At 63.8% G+C, this 22,399-nt stretch carries 22 protein-coding genes and 1 pseudogene; 11 read left to right on the top strand and 12 right to left on the bottom strand.

Features of this window, described 5'->3' with window-relative positions:
- Positions 1 to 44: 44 nt before the first annotated feature.
- Together ACM6LR_RS23880 and ACM6LR_RS23875 are read right to left on the bottom strand one after the other, a co-directional pair.
- A complete protein-coding gene (locus ACM6LR_RS23880) occupies positions 45 to 956 on the bottom strand; it encodes a LysR family transcriptional regulator (protein ID WP_414944524.1) in 912 nt (303 codons plus the stop codon).
- A 313-nt stretch (positions 957 to 1,269) separates the two neighbouring features.
- Positions 1,270 to 2,208, bottom strand: a complete 939-nt coding sequence (locus ACM6LR_RS23875; RefSeq protein WP_414942547.1) for a LysR family transcriptional regulator — start codon at positions 2,206 to 2,208, stop codon at positions 1,270 to 1,272.
- 71 nt (positions 2,209 to 2,279) lie between these two features.
- Here ACM6LR_RS23875 and ACM6LR_RS23870 point away from each other — a divergent pair, with 71 nt between their 5' ends.
- A complete protein-coding gene (locus tag ACM6LR_RS23870; RefSeq protein WP_414942548.1) occupies positions 2,280 to 2,687 on the top strand; it encodes a nuclear transport factor 2 family protein in 408 nt (135 codons plus the stop codon).
- A 315-nt stretch (positions 2,688 to 3,002) separates the two neighbouring features.
- On the opposite strand, the gene ACM6LR_RS23865 is transcribed toward ACM6LR_RS23870, so the two are convergent.
- The 5 genes from ACM6LR_RS23865 to ACM6LR_RS23845 all read right to left on the bottom strand — a co-directional run bounded on the left by ACM6LR_RS23865 (position 3,003) and on the right by ACM6LR_RS23845 (position 7,507).
- Positions 3,003 to 4,232 carry an MFS transporter gene (locus tag ACM6LR_RS23865; protein WP_414944523.1) on the bottom strand — a complete coding sequence of 410 codons (1,230 nt, stop codon included), beginning with the start codon at positions 4,230 to 4,232 and terminating at the stop codon, positions 3,003 to 3,005.
- A gap of 232 nt (positions 4,233 to 4,464) precedes the next feature.
- Complete coding sequence (locus ACM6LR_RS23860; RefSeq protein ID WP_414944522.1) at positions 4,465 to 4,845, bottom strand: SRPBCC family protein; 381 nt, start codon at positions 4,843 to 4,845, stop codon at positions 4,465 to 4,467.
- Positions 4,846 to 5,679: 834 nt separating this feature from the next.
- Complete coding sequence (locus ACM6LR_RS23855; RefSeq protein WP_414944521.1) at positions 5,680 to 6,330, bottom strand: DUF3618 domain-containing protein; 651 nt, start codon at positions 6,328 to 6,330, stop codon at positions 5,680 to 5,682.
- A complete protein-coding gene (locus tag ACM6LR_RS23850) occupies positions 6,327 to 6,755 on the bottom strand; it encodes a phage holin family protein (protein WP_414942552.1) in 429 nt (142 codons plus the stop codon). Before ACM6LR_RS23850 ends, ACM6LR_RS23855 begins: the two co-directional genes overlap by 4 nt.
- On the bottom strand, positions 6,755 to 7,507 hold the full coding sequence (locus tag ACM6LR_RS23845) for a hypothetical protein (protein WP_414942553.1): 753 nt from the start codon (positions 7,505 to 7,507) through the stop codon (positions 6,755 to 6,757). Before ACM6LR_RS23845 ends, ACM6LR_RS23850 begins: the two co-directional genes overlap by 1 nt.
- A 189-nt stretch (positions 7,508 to 7,696) precedes the next feature.
- On the opposite strand from ACM6LR_RS23845, the gene ACM6LR_RS23840 reads away from it, so the two are divergent.
- Positions 7,697 to 8,173, top strand: a complete 477-nt coding sequence (locus ACM6LR_RS23840; protein WP_414942554.1) for a DUF4383 domain-containing protein — start codon at positions 7,697 to 7,699, stop codon at positions 8,171 to 8,173.
- 189 nt (positions 8,174 to 8,362) lie between these two features.
- Here the strand turns inward: ACM6LR_RS23840 and ACM6LR_RS23835 are convergent, their stop codons facing one another.
- Positions 8,363 to 8,530: a hypothetical protein gene (locus tag ACM6LR_RS23835; RefSeq protein WP_414942555.1), complete on the bottom strand. Its 168-nt coding sequence runs from the start codon at positions 8,528 to 8,530 to the stop codon at positions 8,363 to 8,365.
- 542 nt (positions 8,531 to 9,072) lie between these two features.
- On the opposite strand from ACM6LR_RS23835, the gene ACM6LR_RS23830 reads away from it, so the two are divergent.
- The gene (locus ACM6LR_RS23830; RefSeq protein WP_414944520.1) at positions 9,073 to 9,399 is read left to right on the top strand and encodes a DUF3140 domain-containing protein; all 327 of its coding nucleotides are present in this window, start codon (positions 9,073 to 9,075) and stop codon (positions 9,397 to 9,399) included.
- Between the two features lie 147 nt (positions 9,400 to 9,546).
- Positions 9,547 to 10,758 carry a glycosyltransferase gene (locus ACM6LR_RS23825; protein WP_414942558.1) on the top strand — a complete coding sequence of 404 codons (1,212 nt, stop codon included), beginning with the start codon at positions 9,547 to 9,549 and terminating at the stop codon, positions 10,756 to 10,758.
- A 27-nt stretch (positions 10,759 to 10,785) separates the two neighbouring features.
- Here the strand turns inward: ACM6LR_RS23825 and ACM6LR_RS23820 are convergent, their stop codons facing one another.
- The 4 genes from ACM6LR_RS23820 to ACM6LR_RS23805 all read right to left on the bottom strand — a co-directional run bounded on the left by ACM6LR_RS23820 (position 10,786) and on the right by ACM6LR_RS23805 (position 14,204).
- On the bottom strand, positions 10,786 to 11,028 hold the full coding sequence (locus ACM6LR_RS23820; protein ID WP_414942559.1) for a hypothetical protein: 243 nt from the start codon (positions 11,026 to 11,028) through the stop codon (positions 10,786 to 10,788).
- 556 nt (positions 11,029 to 11,584) lie between these two features.
- Positions 11,585 to 12,475, bottom strand: coding sequence for a manganese catalase family protein (locus tag ACM6LR_RS23815; RefSeq protein ID WP_414944519.1), 891 nt, complete (start codon positions 12,473 to 12,475; stop codon positions 11,585 to 11,587).
- Between the two features lie 27 nt (positions 12,476 to 12,502).
- Positions 12,503 to 12,958, bottom strand: a complete 456-nt coding sequence (locus ACM6LR_RS23810) for a DUF4383 domain-containing protein (protein ID WP_414944518.1) — start codon at positions 12,956 to 12,958, stop codon at positions 12,503 to 12,505.
- Between the two features lie 370 nt (positions 12,959 to 13,328).
- A complete protein-coding gene (locus ACM6LR_RS23805; protein ID WP_414944517.1) occupies positions 13,329 to 14,204 on the bottom strand; it encodes an esterase/lipase family protein in 876 nt (291 codons plus the stop codon).
- A 1,577-nt stretch (positions 14,205 to 15,781) separates the two neighbouring features.
- Here ACM6LR_RS23805 and ACM6LR_RS23800 point away from each other — a divergent pair.
- From ACM6LR_RS23800 to ACM6LR_RS23770, 7 genes and pseudogenes are all read left to right on the top strand, one after another.
- Positions 15,782 to 16,297, top strand: a complete 516-nt coding sequence (locus ACM6LR_RS23800; RefSeq protein WP_414942562.1) for a hypothetical protein — start codon at positions 15,782 to 15,784, stop codon at positions 16,295 to 16,297.
- A gap of 857 nt (positions 16,298 to 17,154) precedes the next feature.
- A complete protein-coding gene (locus ACM6LR_RS23795) occupies positions 17,155 to 17,601 on the top strand; it encodes a GNAT family N-acetyltransferase (RefSeq protein ID WP_414944516.1) in 447 nt (148 codons plus the stop codon).
- Between the two features lie 363 nt (positions 17,602 to 17,964).
- A complete protein-coding gene (locus tag ACM6LR_RS23790) occupies positions 17,965 to 18,627 on the top strand; it encodes a hypothetical protein (RefSeq protein WP_414942763.1) in 663 nt (220 codons plus the stop codon).
- Between the two features lie 632 nt (positions 18,628 to 19,259).
- Positions 19,260 to 19,442, top strand: a pseudogene (locus ACM6LR_RS23785) (mammalian cell entry protein); the annotation flags it as partial.
- A 239-nt stretch (positions 19,443 to 19,681) separates the two neighbouring features.
- Positions 19,682 to 20,248 (top strand): RNA polymerase sigma factor, encoded by a 567-nt coding sequence (locus tag ACM6LR_RS23780; protein ID WP_414942762.1) that lies wholly within the window; start codon positions 19,682 to 19,684, stop codon positions 20,246 to 20,248.
- A complete protein-coding gene (locus ACM6LR_RS23775) occupies positions 20,241 to 21,137 on the top strand; it encodes a CU044_5270 family protein (protein WP_414944515.1) in 897 nt (298 codons plus the stop codon). Before ACM6LR_RS23780 ends, ACM6LR_RS23775 begins: the two co-directional genes overlap by 8 nt.
- A gap of 307 nt (positions 21,138 to 21,444) precedes the next feature.
- Positions 21,445 to 21,681: a hypothetical protein gene (locus ACM6LR_RS23770; RefSeq protein ID WP_414942760.1), complete on the top strand. Its 237-nt coding sequence runs from the start codon at positions 21,445 to 21,447 to the stop codon at positions 21,679 to 21,681.
- Positions 21,682 to 22,399: the final 718 nt, after the last annotated feature.

Raw genomic sequence — 22,399 nt, 5'->3', positions numbered from 1 at the left:
GCTGCGGTGGCCGACGCTCAGAGCAACCGCGGGCGTCGCGACTGTCAGGTGCGGGAAGGGAACAGCTTCTCGGCAGCTAGCCGGATGGCCTTGACAGCGGGGCGTTGACCACCCTCGGCATGCCAGGCTAGTGCCGAAGTGCACGGATCTATTCCGGTGACGTCGAGAAACGCGATGCCCGGGCGTGGAAAGAAATCTCTGGCCGCCGCGGGCTGGAACGCGATGGCTCTGCCCTGCGCTACCGTGGCCAGCAGTGACTCGACATCTCTCACGACTGGCCCGTACTGGACCGGGGTACCGTCCGGACGTGGGTCCACTGCCCAGAACTTCCTCCATACCTGTGGGCATTCGGGCGGGTAGTCGATCATCACTCGCCCTCGGAGTTCTGCGAGAGATACCTTCTTTTTGGAGGCGAGCGGGTCTTCCGCCGGCACACACACGACGCGAGGTTCGGTCGCGAGATGATGAGTCTGGATCTGCTCGGGCGCAGGCGGGCGACAGAAGACCACGTCCACGTCCCCCGTGTAAAGACTTTGAAAATGTTCTGTAGCGCTGAGCAGCCGGACCTCGATGCGCATGTCCGGATGCTGCCGTACCACTTCGGCCAACACGACGCGGGTATGTTCCATGGCCGCCTCGGCACCAATCGTTCCCACGACCAGGTTCATTGTCGCCGTTTGGGAGTAATCGATTGCGACTCGGTGGAGTTCCTCCGTCGCCGCGAGGACTGCCGCGACCTTGGGGAGGGCGACCTTGCCTGCCGCTGTCAGCTTGACGGACCGTTGGTTTCGGTCGAGAAGTTGGATTCCGAGACGTTGTTCCAACACGGTGAACTGCCGACTCAGCGCTGGCTGGCTCATGAACAGCCGTGCAGCTGCGCGACCGAAGTGTAACTCCTCGGCCAAGACGAAAAAGGTTCTCAGCTGGTGCACTGTCGGTGCATTCCAGTGGTTCATTTGTACCCCATCCCCAGCTTCGCACGGATCAGCCACTCCGGACACGGTTTGCCTGAACATCCGATGTCAGCAACTCGTGTGCACTCGCTACACCCATGCTTTCTTACTTCCGTTTCGAACGAGACAATCTCACCGGATCAGCCGGGGTCGACAGAGACCACCTTGATCTGGATTCATACTTTGCTGCCATGAAAGTTCCGGGAGTTCAAGACCGCGTAGGTTCCACCTGTTTCCAGAAGCATGTTTTCGCCGTATCGCTTCGACCCGCAGTTCGTCGTACTCGTCACTCCAGTGGCCTCCATGACAGAGCATGCTACCTCCTAGGATAACGAGTGTGCCGCAGTCGTCGAGCTGCTCCTAGCCCTACTTCGGCCGCTGACTCACGTAGCGTGATCAGGAATGCGCGACAACGCTCTTCTCCCTCTGCGGTCGCCGACGTAGCGGCAAAAGTGACACGTTTCGCGCTTGGTTCCCCGATCTGGGCGACTACGACGCCTTCGGGTAAGGCTGAAACCATCAGACCAGGGACGACAGCCAGCCCTAATCCCGCCGTCACCAGGCCAAACTTGGAGACCCAATCACGGACGACAAAGTCTATGTTGAGCTGCTTGTCTGATTGATTCCAGATACCGAGCAGCCCTTCGACCGGGTGGGCGGCTCCGGAAATCCATCGTTCTTCGCGCAACTCCTCGCCAGTGACGCTACGCCTGCCGGCAAGCCGATGAGTGACAGGCATGGCCACATACAACTGGTCCTCGATTATCGGAGTGAAGTCGATTCCCGCTGGTTGACGGTGAGGTTCTGTAATTATGGCCATGTCGAGCCGCCCACTTACCAGTGACGCCAGCAGTGCTGCCGAGAGCCCTTCTCGTAGCGTGATGCGAGTCAGCGGCTCGCGGGTTGCATACTCGTTGATGGCAGCCGGCACCAGAGCCGCCATCGCGGTGGAGTAGGCACCGACTCGTAATCGGCGAACGGACCGGGAGCCCAGTTCGCGCAGCAATTGTTCAGTTACGCTCAGCTCATTGAGCATGGTGTCCGCATGTTGCGCGACAATTCGTCCTGCATCCGTTGGTCGGACGCCACGAGCCTGCCGATCAAATAGAGCAACACCGGCTGCTTTCTCCATCAAAGCTATCTGCCGGGAAACAGCAGATTGGGTATATCCCAAGTTCTCGGCCGCCGTCGAAAACGAACCATATCGTACCGCCGCCCGAACCACCCGTAAACCCAGAATCGTGAAGTCACTCATGCGAGACAATCATATCAGATATGCACAGATGTCACTTGTCGCTCGACTGGCGCCTGCGTAGCGTCAGGCTCATGAGCACAGAGAACAACAGGAAACTCCTCGTAACGGTGTTCGACCAGTTGGCAGCGGGAAACGCTCGCGCTCTGACCGATGCCATGGCCGACGAGTGCCGATGGGTCTTTCCTGGTGATTGGTCGTGGGGCGGCGTTTGGGAACCGAAATCGGAGGTGGTGCACAAGTTGCTCCGACCGCTGATGGCGCAGTTCTCCGACAATTACCGTAGCGAAGCCGACATGATCATCGCGGCCGAGGATCGAGTGATCGTGCAAGCACGCGGCCATGCCACCACGAAGCATGGAAAGCCTTACGATCAGACATACTGTTTTATCTTCCGCCTGGCAAACAATCGCATCGTCGAGGTCGTCGAGTATTGCAACTCCGCACTGGTCGAGAAGGTTCTCGAACTTCCCACTCATTGATTCGCCGATCGAGGTTGTTCATCAATCACAACAATCCGAATCACAAACCTGCGATCCAAGTTAGAACTGGCCATGGTAACGCTAGCAACGTGATCTTCACCGGCTTCTCACCTCGCAGATCGAACCCGAAGGCACCTGGCAGCGAATGAACTGCCAGGTGCCTTACACGGTGATCGAGCACTTGCGTCATGCGATGAGCCCGACATCGTGCCCCACGCCGTCCGCAGTGGAACATCACCCGTCATCACATATGGAAGACAATTCCCCTTATCAAGGGGTGAATCCAATTTTGTCGCCGCGATTTTCGAACACCGGTCAGCGATGTTTGCGCATGGCTCTTGGTAGCATTAGTGCCACTAACACTGTGCACACCGTTCCACTGGCGCCTGCAATCACAAGAGTGACTCGAGCGTCGGTGAGGTCGAGCAACAAGCCGCCGCCGATATAGGATAATGCGGCGGCCACTCCGATCGCACCGTACAGATTACCGAACACTCTTCCCAGCATCTTCGACGGCACGATTCGCTGCAGGATCGTCGAGGAGGCCACGTCCATGCCGGCAAGGCCGAGCCCTCTCGTGGCCTGCACGGCGAACGCGGCGGTCACCGACCAGGCCAGACCCGTCAGGAGATTGCCCGCACTGCTCACGAAGAACCCGGCGATCAGAAGCATAGGCATCGCGACCTTATTACTGAACCGGCTCAACAACGCGTACCCGACCAGGAGGCCTATCCCGACTGCCCCTAACAGCAGGCCCACGGAGGCATCGCCTGACTTCAGCTCTTCTTTGGCCAACAGCACCAGTGCCACATCGTCGATCCCATTGAAGGCTACCACCGCACAGAAACCCAGGGACAGGATCCGCACAACAGGGGTGCGCGAAATGTAGCCGAGACCGACTCTCGCCTGAGCCAGCAACGTCAGGTTGTCTGGATCCGGCTCAGGACACATTGGCTTGGTGGCAGTCAGTATCGCGGCGGACAACAAGAACGACGCCGCATCCACCACCAATACGCCGCGGATACCGAGGAGGGGCAGCATGGCGGCGGCGATAAGAGGACCGAAGGCTTCGGCGCAGTTGGAGCCGAAGCCGACAGCCGAGTTCGCGGTCTCCAGGTCCCGACCGCCCACCATGGTTGGAATGGCTGCCCGGGAGGCGGGTTGAAAAACCTGCGAGGCGACGGCACGGACACCTACCAGCACCAGCAGAAAGGGTAGTGGCGGCAGTGTCAGTGCGATAAGCAAAATCAGCACTCCCTGCACGACCTCGCAAGTAATCATTACTCTACGCAGGTCGAACCGATCACTGATCGCTCCGGCGAGCGGGCCGAACAGTGAGGGCACGAAATCGCCGACCAGTAGCAGCAAAGCCACCGCCAGACCCTGGCCGGTGGAATTTGCCACATGAAGCATCAACGTGACAAGGCTGAGCGAATCCCCAGTATAAGAGATCACTCGTGCTGAGAACAGAGCCCGCAGCGGCAGGCTGGCACGTAGCAGCTGCATCGCACTCGAGGGCCCTGCTCCAGCGTCGAGGCCGGACATGGAATAAACTCCGTAATATTCTGCCTAGCGCGATTTCGCTGACACACCGAACCGGCCGCGAGTGCATTCCGTGCCGATCTTCTTGCTCCCTGGTCCCATCAGTGAAGGCGGGACCGCACGATCGGAAAGCCCAGTCCAGTTCGGCCCTGAGCTTCCTCCGTCTACGGCGATCCCGAAACGCGACATCGATGGACTTTATTCAGTCGCGCGGGTGAGCCACAGCGGGCCTGAACTACTGCTTGTTGCCACGTCGTTCTTCACACAGTGTGCGCACCGCCCGCAGCTCTGTTTCGACAATGGTCATCTGCCGCGCGACGGTCTCCTCCGGCGTCCTCTCTGGGAACAGAAGGGTGAACTGGTACTCGGCGCCCTCCCCGCTGGGCAGGACACGCGTGAACACTCCTTGAGGAGGGTCCTCGGCGATCAACAGGTCGACGGTCCCATGCTCCCGCGAGACGCGCACGACCATGCGTGTCTCGGTTCCACCACTCTCGACCAGCCACGCTCCGTCATCAGGACGCACAGCGGACGCGGCGCCCGGAGCCCACAGAGGCAGATTGCGCGGATCGGACACCAGGTCAAGGACGACTCCTGGCGTTGCCTTGATGGACACTGACCGTATTTCGGCACGAAACGTTTCAATAGGCACGTGCTGATCATAAGCACATGCCTACCAGTTGTCCAGCGGCAATGTCCGGCCCGGGCCAACATACGGCAGAGAAGCCCCGATGGCGCAACACTGCGCTGCGAGGGCGGACCCGGTCTTCTCACGCCCGTGGTCTTCCGCTTGTCGGATCAGCTCCAACGGCCTTCGACCCGGCATCACCGCGCGACGAACGTGGGCCCGACGCACGTTGTCGCACCACTGGGACCCGCAGCTGCCCGAACCGCTTGGACAGTCGTCTTGCAAAGCCGGACACAAACAGCGCTCCGGCCGCTCCGATTACGCAGGGCTACCCGACCAGACCGTCGGAGAACTCGGCGTCCCTACAGGACGGCAACGCTCAACCTGCACAGCACGACTGTCGCGATGTGCAGCGCGATCAGACGCCGCCGGCGGGTGATGTGCTGCAAACCGCTTACCTTCGGATTCCCAGCCCAGGTGCCAGCCGGTACAGGCGGCACAGATGGCTGGAGGTGCTGGTCGAGCGCTCCTGACGCATGTCGCTTTTCTACACCGTGACAACACCCGGCCGCACCGCTTCGGTCCGCTGCAAGTCGACAGGCAGAACGCGAGATGGCCATCCGTCGCTCGTCAAAGTGCCATCGTGTTCCCTGTTTACCCGCCTCCGTGGTGTGAGACACCCCTGTGTGAGTGGGGGTTCCTGGCCGAGGGTGGGATCGGTGATCCTGTACACGTGTCCGGTACCCCCGCACCTTCCGCGGGCGGTATGGTCCGGATCGCCCCGGCCCTCCGATCGACTCGGCGGGCCGAGGCTGCGGCTCGTTAACCGTGACTCGAAGACTGCACGTTTTGCTTGGCCTCTTGCGCGCGTTCGGTGACTTCATCGGTGGCGGCGTGTGCTTCGTCGGTCACCGTGGACGCGGAATCGGCGGCTTCGGACTTGACCGACTCGACCGCCTGCTTCACCGGCTCACGCAGGTTGTCCTTCACTTCCTCGGCGACATGTTGGGCCACCGGCTGGACGTGTTCTCGTGCGAGATCCGTCGCCTGATCGACCAGTCGGCGTTCGGGATCGCTGGCGGGCAGCAGCGACGAGATCAGCCACCCCGCGCCGAAGGCGATCACTCCCGCGGCCAGCGGATTACCTTGGGTACCGCGGCGAATGGCCGCGGGGGCTTCGCCGATCGACTCCGCGGCCGAACTCACCCGGTCCGCGGCCTCGGACGCGACCGAACCGGCGCCGTCCCGGGCCGTGGAGGCGACGGAACCAGCCTTGTCGCCCACTTTCGAAGCCTGTTCGGCGCCTGTGCCCATCACCCTGTCCTTCGCACGGGTCACCGCGTTCCGGACCTTGCCGACTCGGCGTTCGACGATACGGCCGGGGGTGACCTTCTCCGTCAAGGCATCCACATCAGTGCCCAAAGTGCGTTGTGTCCGCTCGATTTCCCCGCGGATCCTGTCCGGCTCGGTCATGGTCGCTCACCCTTCACTGCCGCGGGAACCTGCTGGAGTGTGTCGATGGTCTGTTCGGGTTTCGGAGAAACCCGGCGGATCGCGCTGCGCCCGGTGGTGTAGAGCACAACACCGATGACGGTCCATACCGCGGCCACGATGAGCGCCGCCCAACCCTGGTCCATGACGTTGGCGAGGCCCCACCACAGTGCCAGCGACAGGAAGAGAAGGACCATGTAACCGGCGAATCCGGCGCCACCGAGCATTCCTGCCCCTTTGGCCGCCTTGCCCGCCTCAGCCTTCATCTCGGCCTTCGCGAGTTCGACCTCCTGACGGACCAGGGTGGAGAGGTCCTTCATCACGTTGGTCATGAGCTCACCGACGGACGTGTCCGAGACGTCGGCGTGCTGTTCTGTGGCAGGCGTGCCGCCCGGAACCTGTGGCATCACGGCATCTCACCGGAAGCGGAAGTTCGGGCTCCGATCGGGGGCACGGGTGCCGGCGGTTGCGGGGCGGAAAAACCCGCCGGGCCGGCCGCGGCGTTCGGTAACGCACCTTCGGCGATGGCGGGCTGTGCGGGGGTGACCGGCGACGGTTCGGAAGGCAGCGACGGAGCGCCCGGTGCCGGACTCGCGGAGGCTTGGCCCGGGTGCTGAGCGGTTTCTGTCCGAGAGCCGGATTCCTTCGGCTCACCGGCGACGGCGGCGCGAGTCAGCCTGCCCACGATGGCACCCGCGATCGCGGCGCCCACCAAGAACGTGCCGGGGCGCCGACGGGCGAACCGACGAACTTCATCGACCAGCTGTCCCGGCTCGCGTTCGTCCAGCCAGTGCGCCACCGCGTCGACGTGCCCGGACGCCTGCCGGGCGAGATCCGTCGCGACACCGGGAGATTCCGCCCGCTCGGCCATCCGGTCGAGTTGCCCAGCCAGGCCGTGCAGGCTCTGTGCCGCTTGCCGCTGGCCGTTGCGGGCCTGCTCCTCCAACTGACCCCTGCCCTCCCGCAGGAGATCGCGGGCCTCGTGCTGACTGTGTTCGGCGACGTGCTTCGCTTCCGCCACAGCGGTTTTGACCACTGAGTCGCCTCGTTCGGCCACCGTTCCGGCGACTTCTTTCGCCTCGTCTTTCGCTCTCTGCGATGTCGACGGCGAGTCGGTGCCGTGTGCCGGTGGCGCCTGTCCATCCGGTCCCTGTGACATATGAACCTCCTGCACGAGAAGAACTTCGGAGTGATCCGAGATGATCCGGTACTTCTCACCGGCTCATCTCAGTCAGGGCTACCCGGGCGGTTTCGGCGCAAACAAAAAGAATTTCAGCGCGACTTCGGATCCTGCCGAGCGGCCGTCCCTAAGATGTTTCCCGGCCACGAAGCCGGGTAGTCGGCTCGTATGACTCAAACCGAGGGCGCCGAGCGGCGGTATCCACCCCAACGAGCCGCTACCGTTGTCGGCGCGATATTCCTGCTGGTCGGGTTGGCCGGCTTCATCCCCGGTATCACCACCGACTACGGCGAAATGCGGTTCGCCGGTGCACACTCGGACGCGAGATTGTTCGGCGTCTTCGCCGTTTCGATTCTGCACAACGTGGTTCATTTGATCTTCGGCGTCGTCGGGATCCTGGTGGCGGCCAAATCGCGCTCGGGCTCCCGCGTGTTCCTGATGGTGGGTGGAGGCATCTACCTCCTCCTGAGCGTCTACGGCCTGGGCACATCCGAGCACAGCGCCGCGAACTTCCTTCCGCTGAACTCCGCCGACAACTGGCTGCACTTCGGTCTGGGGATCGGGATGATCGCTTTGGGCGTGATCACGACCGCGATCGAGCGTAAGCGTGGTGACTATCCGGAGCCCGAGATTCAGCACCAGTAGCCAAGGAAAGAGGAGAAAAGTTGCCTGATGCAGACACGTCGCCAGGGTAGCGGCATACAGTTTTTCCGGATCCCAGCCGCCTCCGGCCCCGCCCGCGGCGTGCCCGGCTCGGCGTCCATCACTTCGTGAAGACGATGACCATCCGTTCATCTTCGTACGAATCCTTCGTTCCGGTCACCCGCGAGGGGCTTATCTGTCCGCCGCGGCGCGGTGACGGTGGCAGGAGGTGCACACGAGGGTCTTCGCCACCTCAACGCCATTGTCGGCGACGAGTCGCGCCACGCGAACAGCGGCGTAGCCGCAAACCTCGCACTCGATGGCGGTGCTGTCGCGGCTGATGATCATGCGGTTCGGCACGGGATCTCCCTGCTCGGGCAGTGTTCTCCCGCATACCCGTGGCCCGGGTCGAAACACATCGAAAAGTCGCGACCACCCGGATGGAGTAACGTCAAGGCTGCTCCTCGGCACCCGGTGTCTCCCTCGTCGTTTCGGGCGATGCTGCCGGGGTAGGCATGCGCATCGACGAACCCTACGTGCGATTCGTACGCACGACGCCCTACTACCAGTAGCTCGACCGAGCCGGACGCGACGGCGAACCCGCCAAGATCATTCTGCTCTACCGACCCCAAGACCTCGGTCTGCAGAAATTCGGCTTTGCCGCTGACCCACCCGAGGAACTTCTCGGTCACGTCGCGAAAACCCTGGGCGAACACGACGCGCCGTCACGGCCTGCCGAACTGAAGGACGTGGTGGCCGGTTGAGCGGCCCGGACCAGGAATTTTCCGGCATCGAATCGTTTACGAATCGGTTTGCGCCGACGACAAGCGGGTAACCGGGTAACAGCCGGTCAGCGCGACTGTCCCGGTTGGACGCTCGTTCCCGATCTTGAGGACCCCACGATGACCACCTCCGATGACGTTCGCTCCGAGTTCGAGGAAGCGGTCAACATGACCGCTTCCGAACTGGAAAAATGGCTCGATACCGAGGAGTCCAAGGGTGCCGGTCAGCACAGCGGTGACGGGGAATCCATCGGACACGAATCAGGCCGCCGGATCGTCGATCTGTTGCGTGAGAAGCAGGCCGACCGTACGGCGGAAGACGAGGAGCACATGCGCAAGGTCGTGGGCTACGTCCACCGGCATCTCGCGCAACGCCCGTCGGGCGACGTGCGGGAGACACGATGGCGTTACTCGCTGATGAATTGGGGCCATGACCCCTGCAAATAGCCCGCGGCTCCCTTGCCGCCCGTCTCGGGGCCCGAACGATTGAGCGCCGCTTCACCGGGTATTCGAGCGAAACGGCTGTACGCGGGTGCGCGTCGGTCGAGACACGCTCCTCCACCGTTGAGACGCCCTGCTGACCGAGGTGACCGCATGAGGATCGCGATGATTTCCGAACACGCCAGCCCGCTCGCCGCCGGAGCCGACGCCGGAAGCCAGAGCATCCACGTCGCCGCGCTTTCCGCCGCGTTGGTCAGGCAAGGGCATGAAGTGACCGTCTACACGCGCCGAGAGAGCCGTCGCGTCCCTGCGATGGTTCAAGTGCCGGACGGTTACCGAGTCGTCCACGTCCCGGCAGGACCAGCGAAGAGACTTTCGAAAGACGATTTGCTGCCGTTCATGGGGGAGTTCGGCCGGATCCTCCGTTCTCGCTGGGCCAAGGATCGGCCGGATGTCGCCCACGCGCATTTTTGGATGTCGGGCCTCGCTTCGGTGCTCGCGGCGAAGGATCTCGACATCCCGGTGACTCAGACCTTTCACGCTCTCGGAGCGGTGGAACGGCATCATCAGGGCCCGCATGACACGAGCCCGGCGGACCGTGTCCGGCTCGAACGGATCATCGCGAAGCAAGTCGACCAAGTGATCGCGACCAGTTCGAAGGAGGTGTTCGAACTCGTCCGGATGGGGTTGCCGCGTTCGCGCGCCGCGGTGATCCCGTGCGGAGTAGACCTCTCGATGTTCACCCCGGCTGGAGACGTCGCACCTCGTAGAGCTCGACACAGGGTCGTCTGCGCCGGGAAGCTCGTTCCGCGCAAAGGATTCGACACCGCCATCTTCGCGCTTGCGGCCTTGCCCGAGACGGAACTGGTCATCGCGGGCGGCCCGGAGTCCGGTGCGTTCGCGCATTCCCCTGAAGTCCGGCGGCTGAGGGCGACCGCCGCGTACGCCGGGGTCGGCGATCGCGTGTCCTTTCCGGGCGCGGTCTCCCGGGAGAAAATGCCTGCCCTTCTGCGGTCGGCCGACGCCGTCGTCTGCACGCCGTGGTACGAATCGTTCGGGATCGTTCCGCTGGAAGCGATGGCGTGCGAAGTCCCGGTCGTGGCGGCAGCTGTCGGCGGCCTGACCGACACCGTCATCGACGGTACGACCGGTCTGCTCGTACCACCCCGCAAGCCGAGGGAGCTGGCGAGCGCCCTCGGCCGGCTGATCAAGGACGCGTCGCTAAGGGAAGCCTTCGGGCTGGCCGGGGTGGATCGGGTCCGAGCACGGTACTCTTGGGATCGAGTGGCCAGCGACTGTCTCCGTGCTTACGGCCGAATTCTGCGAGGTGGGACGTTCGCCGTTCCAGCCGCTTCGCCCTCCTGAGCCCTTAAGAATTCGTTAAGTGTCAGGTCAGACTTCGCGGCGAGCCCTTCGGCGACCTGCCGCAGCTCTGTTGCCCGAGGGTGCATCGCGGTGCTCCTCCGCGATATGCAATCGGGCTTTGGTCTTGGCACCGATGAGCGCGATCGCCGCGTGGGTCGCGAACAGCCCGCCGTCGTCGTCGGCTTGGTCACCGAAGGCGTTGTGGGCGCGTGAGTGGAGGTTCAACGAGCCGAGGGTGGTCTCGCTGACGAACAACCGATACGACAGCATCAAGCGAACCCCGGTCTCGACTGTCTTCGGTCGGGTAGACGTCAGGTGGCGATGACGCGCTGTGCCTGTGGACCCTCTGTCCCTGGCCGGCCTCGAACTCCACGCAGACTTAATCTCGAGGGTCGTTGTCGCAGGTAGCAGGCCCCATCGCGCCTTGACCGGTCACAACCCGGACCGCGGACGTCAGCCAGATGGGCGAGTTTGACGATCGAGGTCCGCGAGGTACTTGATTGGGGTACACGGCAGCGCTCGGCCCTTCGGATCGGCACAGGCTCCGCGTTGACGGTGTCACCAGAGGCGGTACGCGAACCGCGACGACGCCGGGGGCCAGCGCGATCCCCGCCGTCGACACGGCCAAGCCGAGCACCGTCGGGCCACGAACCGAACCGATGTGGTGATCCGCGTACACCGGTCGCGGCGTCCGCGCGGAGATCGGCAGGCCGTACCCCTGGCGCGCGTTGTCACGGTCCCAGCCGCTGACGAATTTTTCTCGTCAGCGGCTGAGAGCGTAATTCGTGATCGGTGCTCGAAGAGCCCTCTGGGATCAGTCCTATTTCTAGCTCTTGGAACCCTTCATCTCCGCCACGGCCTGGTTCTTGGCCGAATCGGCCTTGCCCTTGGCCGTTCCGACGGCGTCCTGAATCGTCGAATACGTCCCGTACAGTGCAGGATCGGGCTTAGGAGCGGTGCCGGGGCCGCCGAGCGGTTCGGGGTCGACCAGGTACTCGATCTCCTCTCCGCGGAAGCTCCAGTTGCCCTCGGCGCCGTCTGTGCCGTCGGAAAGACGCCAGACGGTGTTGTTGTGCTCCTGGTTCTCCTCGTCGAGTAAGGCGTCCGGGACGATCGCACCCCCGAGGCCGTCGGCTTCGAGTTCTTCGATGGCCGCCAGCCACTGCTTCTGGTGCACCGTGTCGCGGGCGAGATTGAACTGCAGCATCGCCTTCACGCCGGGATCGTCGGTCATGTTGTACAACCGGGCCGTCTGCAGTCGCCCCTGCGCCTCGGCAGCGGCGTTCGCCCGGAAATCGGCCAGCAGATTCCCGCTCGCCACGATGTACCGGCCGTTCCACGGATAACCCTGACTGTCGGCCGGGAGTGCACCACCGCCCGCGATGATCGCCTGCTGCGGATCCATCCCGCCAAGGATCGCCGCCGTCACCGGATCCTTCGCCGCCTCGGCGGTCGCCGTCGCGGGCGCGCCTTCCAGCAACCGGGCGACCATCGTGGCGAGCATTTCGACATGCCCGATCTCCTCGGTCGCCGTATCCATGATCAAATCTTTGTACTTACCTTCGATCCGGCAATTCCAACCCTGGAACAAGTACTGCATGGTCACGGTCATCTCACCGTACGCACCACCGATCAGCTCCTGCAGCTTCCGGGCGTACAGGGCGTCGGGCTTTTCCGGCTTGGCTTCGAACTGCAACAGTTTGGTATGACGGAACACAAGTAGCCTCCAACGGATGAAAAGGTGTCAGCGGGAGTCGGCGATGGGTGCTTTCGCTCCCGAGACGGGCACGACACCCAAAACGATCATTCCGAGACCGAGCCCAAGGTGCAGCCAGTTGTCGGCACTGTTCAGCGGGACGAAGTTCGCCGCCGAACCGTGATCGATCAACAGCCCGTACAGCCAGAGCACGAGGTAGATCACTCCACCGACGATCAGGAAGGATTTCGCTCCCTTGACGGTCCGCGACAGCAGAATCCCCGCGATCCCGAACGCCAGATGGACGATGTTGTGCAGGATCGAAACCTGGAACATACCCAGCAACAGGGCCCCGGATTCGTGGCCTGCACCCGTCAATTGATCGTAATTCGTGGTGACGCCGGGAATGAATCCCAAAACGCCGACGAGCAGGAAGACCGCACCTACGGCCATCGCGAAAAGCTGACGTGGACTTCGCCGGACTTTGGTAGCCGATGCAGTCATGGTGCTTCCTTTCGATACACGTGAAAATGGACGAGCCGCACACCTGGATGTCGTTCCGGGCCGGCCTTCTCCAACCCGGAATCGGGCGAACATGGTGTCGAGTACCCCTGGTGCGGCCTCTCACACCGAGATGAGTGAGCTATTTCGTCGTGATCGAGGAAATACAGGGAGATACTTCGGTGACACCGCTCAGCGGACGGGTCGGCCGGTGCGATCAGAACAGGTCGAGCGCCCGCAGGATGAAAAGCCCGCCACCCCCACGACGAAGACTGCGATCACGATGATCGTGGAATCGGTTGCGGGTGCGACAGACCTGAGGCCTGACCCACGTCCGGCGGGGTGTCACCGCGTGTCGCGAGAAGAACAGGCCTCAGCCCGGCCCCCCGGTGAGACTGGTTCCGGCAGGCGAGGCGGTCGTCTTGTCCTCGCGTAGCCAATCGAGAAGCGTGCGGTAGACGACATCGTCGTGGAGTAAAGCGAAATGGTTCAGCCCGCCGAGCCAGACGATATCGGCGTCCTCGGTCAGCTCGTCGGCCGCGACCGGACTCACCAGGAGATCGCCGATCAACCGGCCCCACACGCTTCCCTCTGTCCGTGACACCGTGGCGGAGACGAAGAGCCGGTGGATACCGCTGGAAGGCAAGGGCGAAGCTTCACCGGGCAGGTCTGGATCCTCGGCCCATTGCCGGTGATGGACATAGCCGTGCGCGAGGTCTTGAATGCCATCGCTGCGCAGAGCGAACAACTTGGTCAGCGGAGTCGCCAAAGGCGTCTCGCCCAACAGTGTCGCGAGCTGGGCGACGCCCCGTTCCAGTGGCGCGCCACCGTGTGGTGTGCCCAGGCACACCAGCCTTGTCACGAGGGAAAGCCATGGCGCATCTAGTTCCTGCGCACGGTACAGGGCGCTTCGTGCCACGAGGCCGCCCATGGAATGCCCGACGAGAATGATCTCGGTGACGGGTACTGGCCACGCGGCCACCAGCCGGGAAAGCAAGGCGACCAGTTCATCACCGTTCTCCGAGACGTGGCGGCCCGAGTTGTACCGCACGTAAACCGGACTGCCACCGAGGTCGCCTGCCAAGCGCGCCCCGAAGTCACCCCCAGGCTTGGAACCGCGAAACCAGCCTCGTTCGGTCTCGACCAGTCCGTGCAGAAGGACCACCAAACTCCCGTCGGCCTCCGGGAAGGCCGCGGCGAGCGATCGAGCGTCGAGTCCGACCGGTCGCCGTCCGATGCGGACGGTCATGCCACCGTCAGGCTTACGATCGCTCGCGGATCGTCCCGATCTGAACATTCCTTGGGCGATGCCGACGAATTGGTGCCCGGCAGCCGACTCGAGGATCGAGCTCGACCAGAGGTCCCGGGTGAGCGAGGCGGGCAGCTGCGAAGCCGCCTGTGCCAAAGAGGCCCAAGCGCTTACGAGTTCTCTCAGCGGCGCGGTCGGCGACTTCATGATCTTGCCGCGCGAAGACAGATCTTCGCCGCGTAGTAGCCGTATCGGCGTTCGAGTAGGCCTTTACGACGGAGGAGGTGCGCAAAATGACGGACGACGTCGCGAGACCTTGCATGAGCGACTGCTTCGCTCGGCGGCGCCACTGAAGAGATGGCCATGGACGTCCTTCCCCGAAGCTTGCGTCGCCGGGGCTGGGGCGACCTGTCGTACCATCGCCGAATTCCCCACCGGACGAGCATTAAACAAGTCGCGACGTGCGCCTGGCCACTTCGGGTCAGCGGTGGGCGATACCTCCCTCGCCGTGCGGCCCGGCCCGTCGACCAGTAGCTGGTCGGGATGTGGCCCGCCACGACCAGCCGGGCGCTGGCGGCCCGACACAGAGCTGCTGGTCACGCTCGTCCTTCGCCGAGATCGACTCGACGTCGCTCAAGGTGCCCATCCGTGACGATTCGCATAGACCTGCGGAGGCCATGACGCGCTGCCGACGCGATCGACCAGGCGAGGAAGGTAGCCGAATGGCTGCTCCGGCTCGCCCCGCACCTGCCCTTGGCCGTGCCCGTACTGGTGGCGGTGAGAGAACCGGTAACAACAACCGTGGCCGCTCGGACGGAACCACCGACCACGAGAACGCTCTCTACCTTCGAGAAAACGCCCGCAGGACGCTGTCGCAAAGTTCTTCGCCGACCGAGTGTTCGGCCCTGACCGTCGTTCGATCCCCGTTCAGTGGCCCATCAGTGTGCGATCGAGATCCGCAGGGCCACCACAATCCGCGGAAGCTTCGCCGCTGGATCTCGACGGAGACGTTATTCTGGACGAGCATCGTGTCCGCCGACCTCCCATGCCCCGTCACTTGTCTCGACATGCCACTCACGCCCAGTGGCACGCTCCCTCACCAGCCAGCTCAGCCTGTACACCTCGTGAGGTCGCCGAGCCGGCGGCCGACGCACTCGTCCTGAGCCTGCAAGCCGCGCCTCGTGAGGCGACTCAGCGGTTGCGTAACGGTCCCCCGCCGTGGCTCACTGTCTATCCGGGCTACTCCGATCCGAGCCCCGCGGTGAAAACTCTGGCCCGGACCGGCGATGTACGGGTATTGCCGATGCTCGGGTGGATGCTGGAGCACGAGCGGAGACCGGACGGCTTCGGTGGGATGATCAGTGGGCTCGGCGCGGAGGCGACCGGCCTGTTGCCGATAATCCTTCAGCAACTATCCGATGATGACCAGTCGTTGCGTATCGGCCTGCTCAGGGCGTTGTCCGCGATGGGCCCGGCGGCCGCTCCGGCCGTGCCGGAGCTGCTGGGTCTGCAACCCAACTGGTACGTGTTGGACACGCTAAGGCAGATAGGGGCCTGCGGCCGCCGAAGCGATTCCGATGCTGCGCTTGCTGCTCGACGATCCGGACAACGACGTGGCGGCGGCGCGTGCCTTGTGGAGTGTCGAAGGCGATCCCGAGCCACTCCTGTCAGTCTTCACGCGGCATCTAGGCAACGACACACCGGCCGCGTACTCGGCTCTGGACGGGATTGGCGAGGTAGGGTCGGCAGCGGCCGCGCTGTCTCCCGGCCTGCGCGCGTGGATCGACCGAGCGGAAACGGGTCGCCAGCACTGGATCGCCGAGGCACTCTGGCGAATCACGGGTGACGGCGAGACCGCGCTGCCTGTGCTGACAGCTGCGTGGACTGCGGAACCGCACACCCGGCGGCCGATCGTGACCTGTCTAGCTGACATGGGAGCAGCCGCAGCACTGTTGCGCACCGAACTCAGGTCCGTCCGACGGCACACTGTGCGGCGTATCTCGGCGTATGTCGACTTGTATCAAACCAGTATCGCGTCCGACGAACTACTGCGCTTGTGCGCGAAGACCCTGGCCGCCATCGACCGATCCTGACCGACCTCATCCCTGACTCTCGCGGTCGAGCCTGCCTAACCGACTGCGCACGCGCTCTCGGTCCCCTGCACGGGCTCGGCTCGGCGATGTTGTGGAGTCCGTGTGGACACCGGGCATTCAGCCGCTAAGTTCGTGTGGGTGTCCGGATGTCGCGAGATATCGATCTCGCATGACCAGTGGATTCTCCGATGTCTCGATGAGGGAAGGCGGGTTCTTGATCTTCCTCTGGGTGTTTCCGTACCGTTGGTTCAGTCGATAGGGTCTCTGTGCTGAGCAACTCGGTCTTTGGGTGCGGATGACTACTGTCTGGTCTTTGTCGGAGCTGGACGCCGTGTTCCGGCGATCCTGGGATTAGCGAACCTGTGACCCTGCCATCTCGTGGGATTCCGCTAACCCTGCTGCTGGGCACTGTGGTGTCACATCGATGGCCGTAACGGAGCTCCTTGGCGGTGTCTTGCTCTGGTCGGAGGTCTTTCGACGCGATGGCGGCCCGACGGGCTCCACTATTGGAATCGTTTGCCGAGCGGCTTGGAACTCGACCTCACTCGTGATCAGTTCCGAGACGGCGAATATTTCGGCGAGTCGTCCGTGCAGCGGCCGATCCGAATCGCAACCGCACGAATGGCCACGCGGTATGACCTCTTTGCATGCCGTGTGCGAGCTCGTCTGGGCGGGTTGGTACCGGAAGGAATCCCGGCGGCGCGCACCGGCTCCCAAAGTGTCGAGATGCCGTCAGAGTCTTAAGCCCCAGATAGAGCAGCCTCTGCTGCCACCGTACGTGCCTGGCGGCTATCGCTGGCTCGGCCAGCCGTCAGGTTCGAGGCGATGTCGACCTGGCTGTAGGGAAGGATGGAACCATGGTGGAGATTAGCCTCCTGACCGAATCCGACCGGGCCAGCTGGGAAGTGCTGGCCCGTGGTCACCACGCCCACTTCGAGACCGTGGTCGGCGACGACAGCTACGAACAGGCCTGGCAACGCGTGATCGAAGGGGTGCAGGCGCGGGGGACAGCCGCGTGGGTCGACGGCAAGATGGTCGGCATCGCGTACTATGTGTTCCACGCGAGCGTCTGGAAGGCCGGGGGCAGATGCTACCTGGCGGACCTGTACGTGGACCCGGAAGTCCGGCGGCGAGGTGTCGCGACGGCGATGATCAATTGGGTGGCGGGGGACGCCGAGGCGCACGGATTCCCTCGCGTTTACTGGAACACGCTGAAGGACGCCCCGGCTCGCGCGCTGTACGACAAGGTGGCCGACTTCCACCAGGGACTCATCCATTACTCCTACCGGCGCGACAGAAGCTAGCGCCCCGCCCAGCGCGGACCACTGTCGAATCAGAGTCGATTCAGACGCCTGTTTAGTCACAGGCAGCTACTCTCCGAGTCCCCAGGGATTCGTCGTTCACGATCACGACTGGAGAGCGAACTTCCGGCGCGCCCGCGTCTGCCTGCTTTCGCGACCTTCGCCGGAGCAGCGACGGGACGCTTCACGATAGCTTCCACACTCGCGTTGTTGTCAGGTCTCCGACGCGACGTGGTATGGCGTCCCGCGTCACGTTCAGGTTCCGACCCTGACGGTATACTGCCGAAACGACTACGGATAGTGTCCGACCGTCGCTCCTAGTAGGAGGATGTGAGTCGTCGCTTCATGCACTAACTGGGGGTAAGTGTGCCGGTTCAGACTGAGGACGATGCGACGCGAATGCCCCGGTCGGACTATTTTCGCGTCGCCGATCTCGGCGCGGTCCTGGCCGGTGTGGCATCTGGTGCCGCAGGCGCCTACGCCTACTACAGCGACCCGCTGAGGCCACTGGCGCACAGCTTCACCATCTGGATCGTATTGGTCGTCGCCGTGACCGCCGGTGCACCTCGTCGGCGTGCAGCGGTTCGGGCGGCCGGAGCACTGATCGCGGCCGTTCTTGCTTTCTACTGGGGCAAGGCTCTGGTCTATGGCATCAAGTATGCGGGCATGCCGTACCAGATTGACGCGTCAACGACAGTGCTGTGGTGCACACTGGCGATCGCCGGCGGCCTGCTCGCCGGTTTCCTGTTGAGTATGATCGGGCGAACCGATATCCGCGGCACAGTGGCGACCGCGGCGGTAGTCGGACTGTTGGTCGCGGACGTTGTCCGCCAGTCCGGCCGCTCAGGCATCGGCGTCCTACTGCTCGCGACGGTAGTCGCGATCGGCTTCGTGGGCTTTCGAGGGATTCGCTCGCTGCGCCAAGGCATCCAGGTTGCAGCCTACGCAATCCCACTGGGAGGTCTCGGCTTCGTGGTCGTGTCGGCGCCGGACATCCTCGAGGAAGTCCTGATCAGGCTGGGACTCTAGCGCCTGCCGGATTAGGGGCCCGTCGACGACCACCGCCGGGCAGAGGCGGGCCGGAAACCCAAGCCATTTGTGGTGATTCGGCGCGTATGCCCCAGTACCGTAGAGGAACCAGACGGTCACCGGTCGGGTCGTCTTCGAATGGCCGACGCACCGGCACTGATCCCGGTCGGGTCCACCTGACGGGGATCCGACGGCGTCCACGAACCGACTACCGATGAGTTGCTAGCCGACGGTGTCGAGGAACCAGTTGTGGCGTAGGCGGAGTGCGCGTTCGATGCTGGCTTGAACACTCGTGACTGGTGACCAGTCAACTGGAGCTTGCCAGATACAACACCCAATCATGCTGCATCGCGACCGAAGTATCAGGCCGCCGCGATAGAACTCGAGGACAACGATGAATCGCCGATCAGTCAGGCTACAACTGCTCCAACCGACCAGCGGTTTCTCGATAACCGCAGGTCAGCGCCCTGCTTGAAGGTCCACAGTGACGAAACACCGCCCTCCTGACAGATTTGCCGAGGTAGGGCGGTTTTTTCGTTCACCCCACTTTGAGAATCGACGTGGCGAACTGGAGCAAATCTGGGGCACACCGTCTCAGCCACGCCAACTGGGGTCACATCCTCTACTCCAGCGATGTGATCGGACCGGGTAGTTCTGCCCGGGAATCACGCAGCGTGCGGATCGCCACTTCGACGCTCTCCGGCGTCGCCGTCGACACGGTGAACAAGAGCAAAGAAGACCTCGTCGCCGACCTCAAGGCATTGCAGCCGACGCTGCGGAAGCTCGGCGAAGCGGGCTCGGATCTGCCCAAGGCCCGGCCCCGCCGCCGCGGGGACCGGCGGCCCTGCGACGACTGGGGACGCAGCGCTCAGCGGGCTCGCCGGAAGCGATGCCCTGGAGGCCGGGCCGGGCGCCGTCAACGAGCTTGCCGCTGATCTTCTCCTCGAACACCCTTCCACTCACGCTCGCCGGCGGGAAGAAGAAACCCGTCTTCGGTGAAGTAGTGGTGTAAGCAGGCCCCAAACCGGAAGGACCCCATGACAGAGGCGGGTACATGACAGCTGAGGCAGACGTGAGCGGGGTCGGCCTGGGTAGCCAGTTACTTCGGGATCCGGAGTCGTTCACCAAGGTGCACGACCGCTACTTCGCGCTCATCTTTCGGTATGTGGCCGCTCGTCTGGGCGCTCAGGCCGCGGAGGACGTCGCATCCGAAACGTTTCTGGTCGCGTTCGACCGGCGGAGCACGTTCGACGCCGAACGTGGTGACCTGCGAGTCTGGTTGTTCGGCATCGCCACGAACCTGGTGGCCAGGCATCGCCGCCAGGAGGCGCGCCGCTATCGGGCACTGGCTCGGATCGCTCCCACTCCGGACGCCGAGGGACACGAGAGTCGAGTAGTCGCCTCCGTGGCCGCACGGCGACTGGCTCCAGAACTCGCAGTGGCGTTGTCTCGGCTGTCGCCGGGAGAACGTGACGTGCTGCTGCTCGTCGCGATCGGGCAGCTCGGCTATGAGGAAGTGGCCTCGGCGCTCAGCATCTCCTCAGGCACCGTCGGCTCCCGGATCAGCCGGGCCCGCAAGAAGCTCAACACCGTCCTTTCCCCGGAGGTTCACGATGAATGACCTGGACGTACTGCGCACCGCGTTGGTCTGTGACGAGCCGACCCAGGAGGTGATCGACCGCAGTCGGCACCGACTGCAGAACCATTTGCGTGGCGTCTCCACACCCCGCAAGCGGATCGGGTGGCTGGTCGCCGGATCGGGGGTCACCGCGGCCGCGGCCGCCGCCGCGGTGCTCGTCCTTTTGCCTGCCGCCGGGGCCGGCAGCCCCCCGTCGGCGGGGTCACCGGCCCCGGCGGCAGCCAAGACGGTCACCGGCCAGGAGATTCTGCTCGCGGCTGCCACTGTGGCCGAGCACACACCCGAAGGGGCGGGCACGTACTGGCACGTCCACGTCACGACCCCAGCTATCACCTACGAATATTGGGTCAAGGCCGACGGCAAGAAGTGGTTCCGGGGTACGAAGTCCGGCAACCAGGTCATCCCCATGGAGCTAACCCAGGCGAAACCGTTCTCGCTGGTTGGCGTCGATCTGACTCTCGAGCAACTGCGTGGCCTACCCACCAGCCCGGACGCATTGACGGCATGGATTACCGAAGCACTGACACACTCGACCGCGCGTACGAGTGCGGGCCCGTTCACCGCGGCCGACCGGGAAGAGGCAGCATTCCTGTCGCTGATTTCGCTGGCCTCGACACTGCCGGCGCCGCCCGCGGTCCGGGCTGCGGCGTTCCGCGCGCTCGCCTCGTATCCAGGCGTGCGGAGCCTCGGTGACCTACCCGGCGGCCAAGGTCTGCTGCTGCCCGACGGCCGGCGCTTCGTGGTCGACCCGGCTACCGGCAGGGTCAACGGGACGTCAGTGTTCGTCAACATGGAAGGCGGGCTAAACGAGGTAGCCAGCCCACCCGGCGCTAAGATCACCGCCGAATGGATCAACGACCTGCCCGCATAACCGCCGTACGCGAAACAGATCCTCCAGCGGCAACAGAGCCCGATCCGTTTCCGATCGGGCTCAGGGCAAGTGTCGACCTGCGGTCGAACCTCCTTGTCGATAGCGGAGGCAGAACATATTGACCCGATTCATTGAGAAGTAAGGCAAAGGTGACGTAGTGGTCGTGAGTGGCGGTTCGACTTTCAAGCCGAATCGCCACTCACGACTCCCTGGATCGAGCCGGGCGGACGAGCCAGCTCAACCCGCACGACCGCGGCCACGCTACGTTTGCCCTTCCCCTCAATAGGTTGCGGCACGTCCAATGCACGTGGCTGCCGGACCACTGTCCAAGGGCGGACTGCGAGCCATGGTGGAGAAGTACCTGACCGAACACCCGGGTGAAAGCTTCGGCCCGCCAGAATCGGCAAGGGTCTCGGCCGGTCACAACACCCTGGAGAAGCTGGTCGCCGACGGGTACGCGATCAAACCACGCGAGGCACCGAAACGGTTCGCCATCACCCCGAAGACGGCCGACGACGACGCCGAGCCCGCACTGAAAGCCTGACCCCCGCCCGACCTGGCCGCGCGCAGGACCCACCCCGTACCAGGGTCGCCGGTCCTGCGCGTGGACTCTTCTCGCAATACCTGTCACGCACCGTTCGGCGAATGGCCCACGCCGAATGACGGCGGGTGCCAGCGATGCCCGCACCATTCACCCTGCCCACGGAATCGTGCCCCCCGATGTCAGGCCATCAGCGGCGGGCACCGGAGCAGGGCACGATTGGCGTTCGCTCCTCGCCTCCCGGCGTCGATGAGCTTGGGGGATACCGCAGGAGGCGCGATCGCGCGGGAAGAACGACCGGGCCGGGGCGCCAACTGGATCAACACGCTGTCGGCACCGCCCGGCTTGTTCGCGGGGACCGGGACATCGATCGGCCAGTCTCCGTTACAGCGCGGAGTCGAACTCGCGGTGTCGAGATAGTTGGACCCCGCGTAGGAATAACCGTAGACAGATCGGCCACACCCGACGGCGTGCGGAGTTCCTTCGAGAAGCACCGTCCGGTTGGTGAAGGTGGCGGTGCCCGCTCGATCCGTTCCCACGGACCAGCATCGACCTCCCATGGACGCCGCTCCCCCACCCAGCCCACTCCTCACCGAAGATCGACCGGAAACGGCATCCAACCATACCCATGATCATGGAGCCCTTACTGCGCACGATCAGGTGATGAAGGCCGAACCCACGTTCAGCTCGGTAGCGACTGAGCGGGGCCGATCGGGTGCGA

This window comes from Amycolatopsis sp. cmx-11-32, assembly GCF_047608695.1.
Taxonomy (GTDB): domain Bacteria; phylum Actinomycetota; class Actinomycetes; order Mycobacteriales; family Pseudonocardiaceae; genus Amycolatopsis.
The sequence above is the reverse complement of the archived record's forward strand: the minus strand, read 5'-3'. Positions and strand labels throughout refer to the sequence as shown.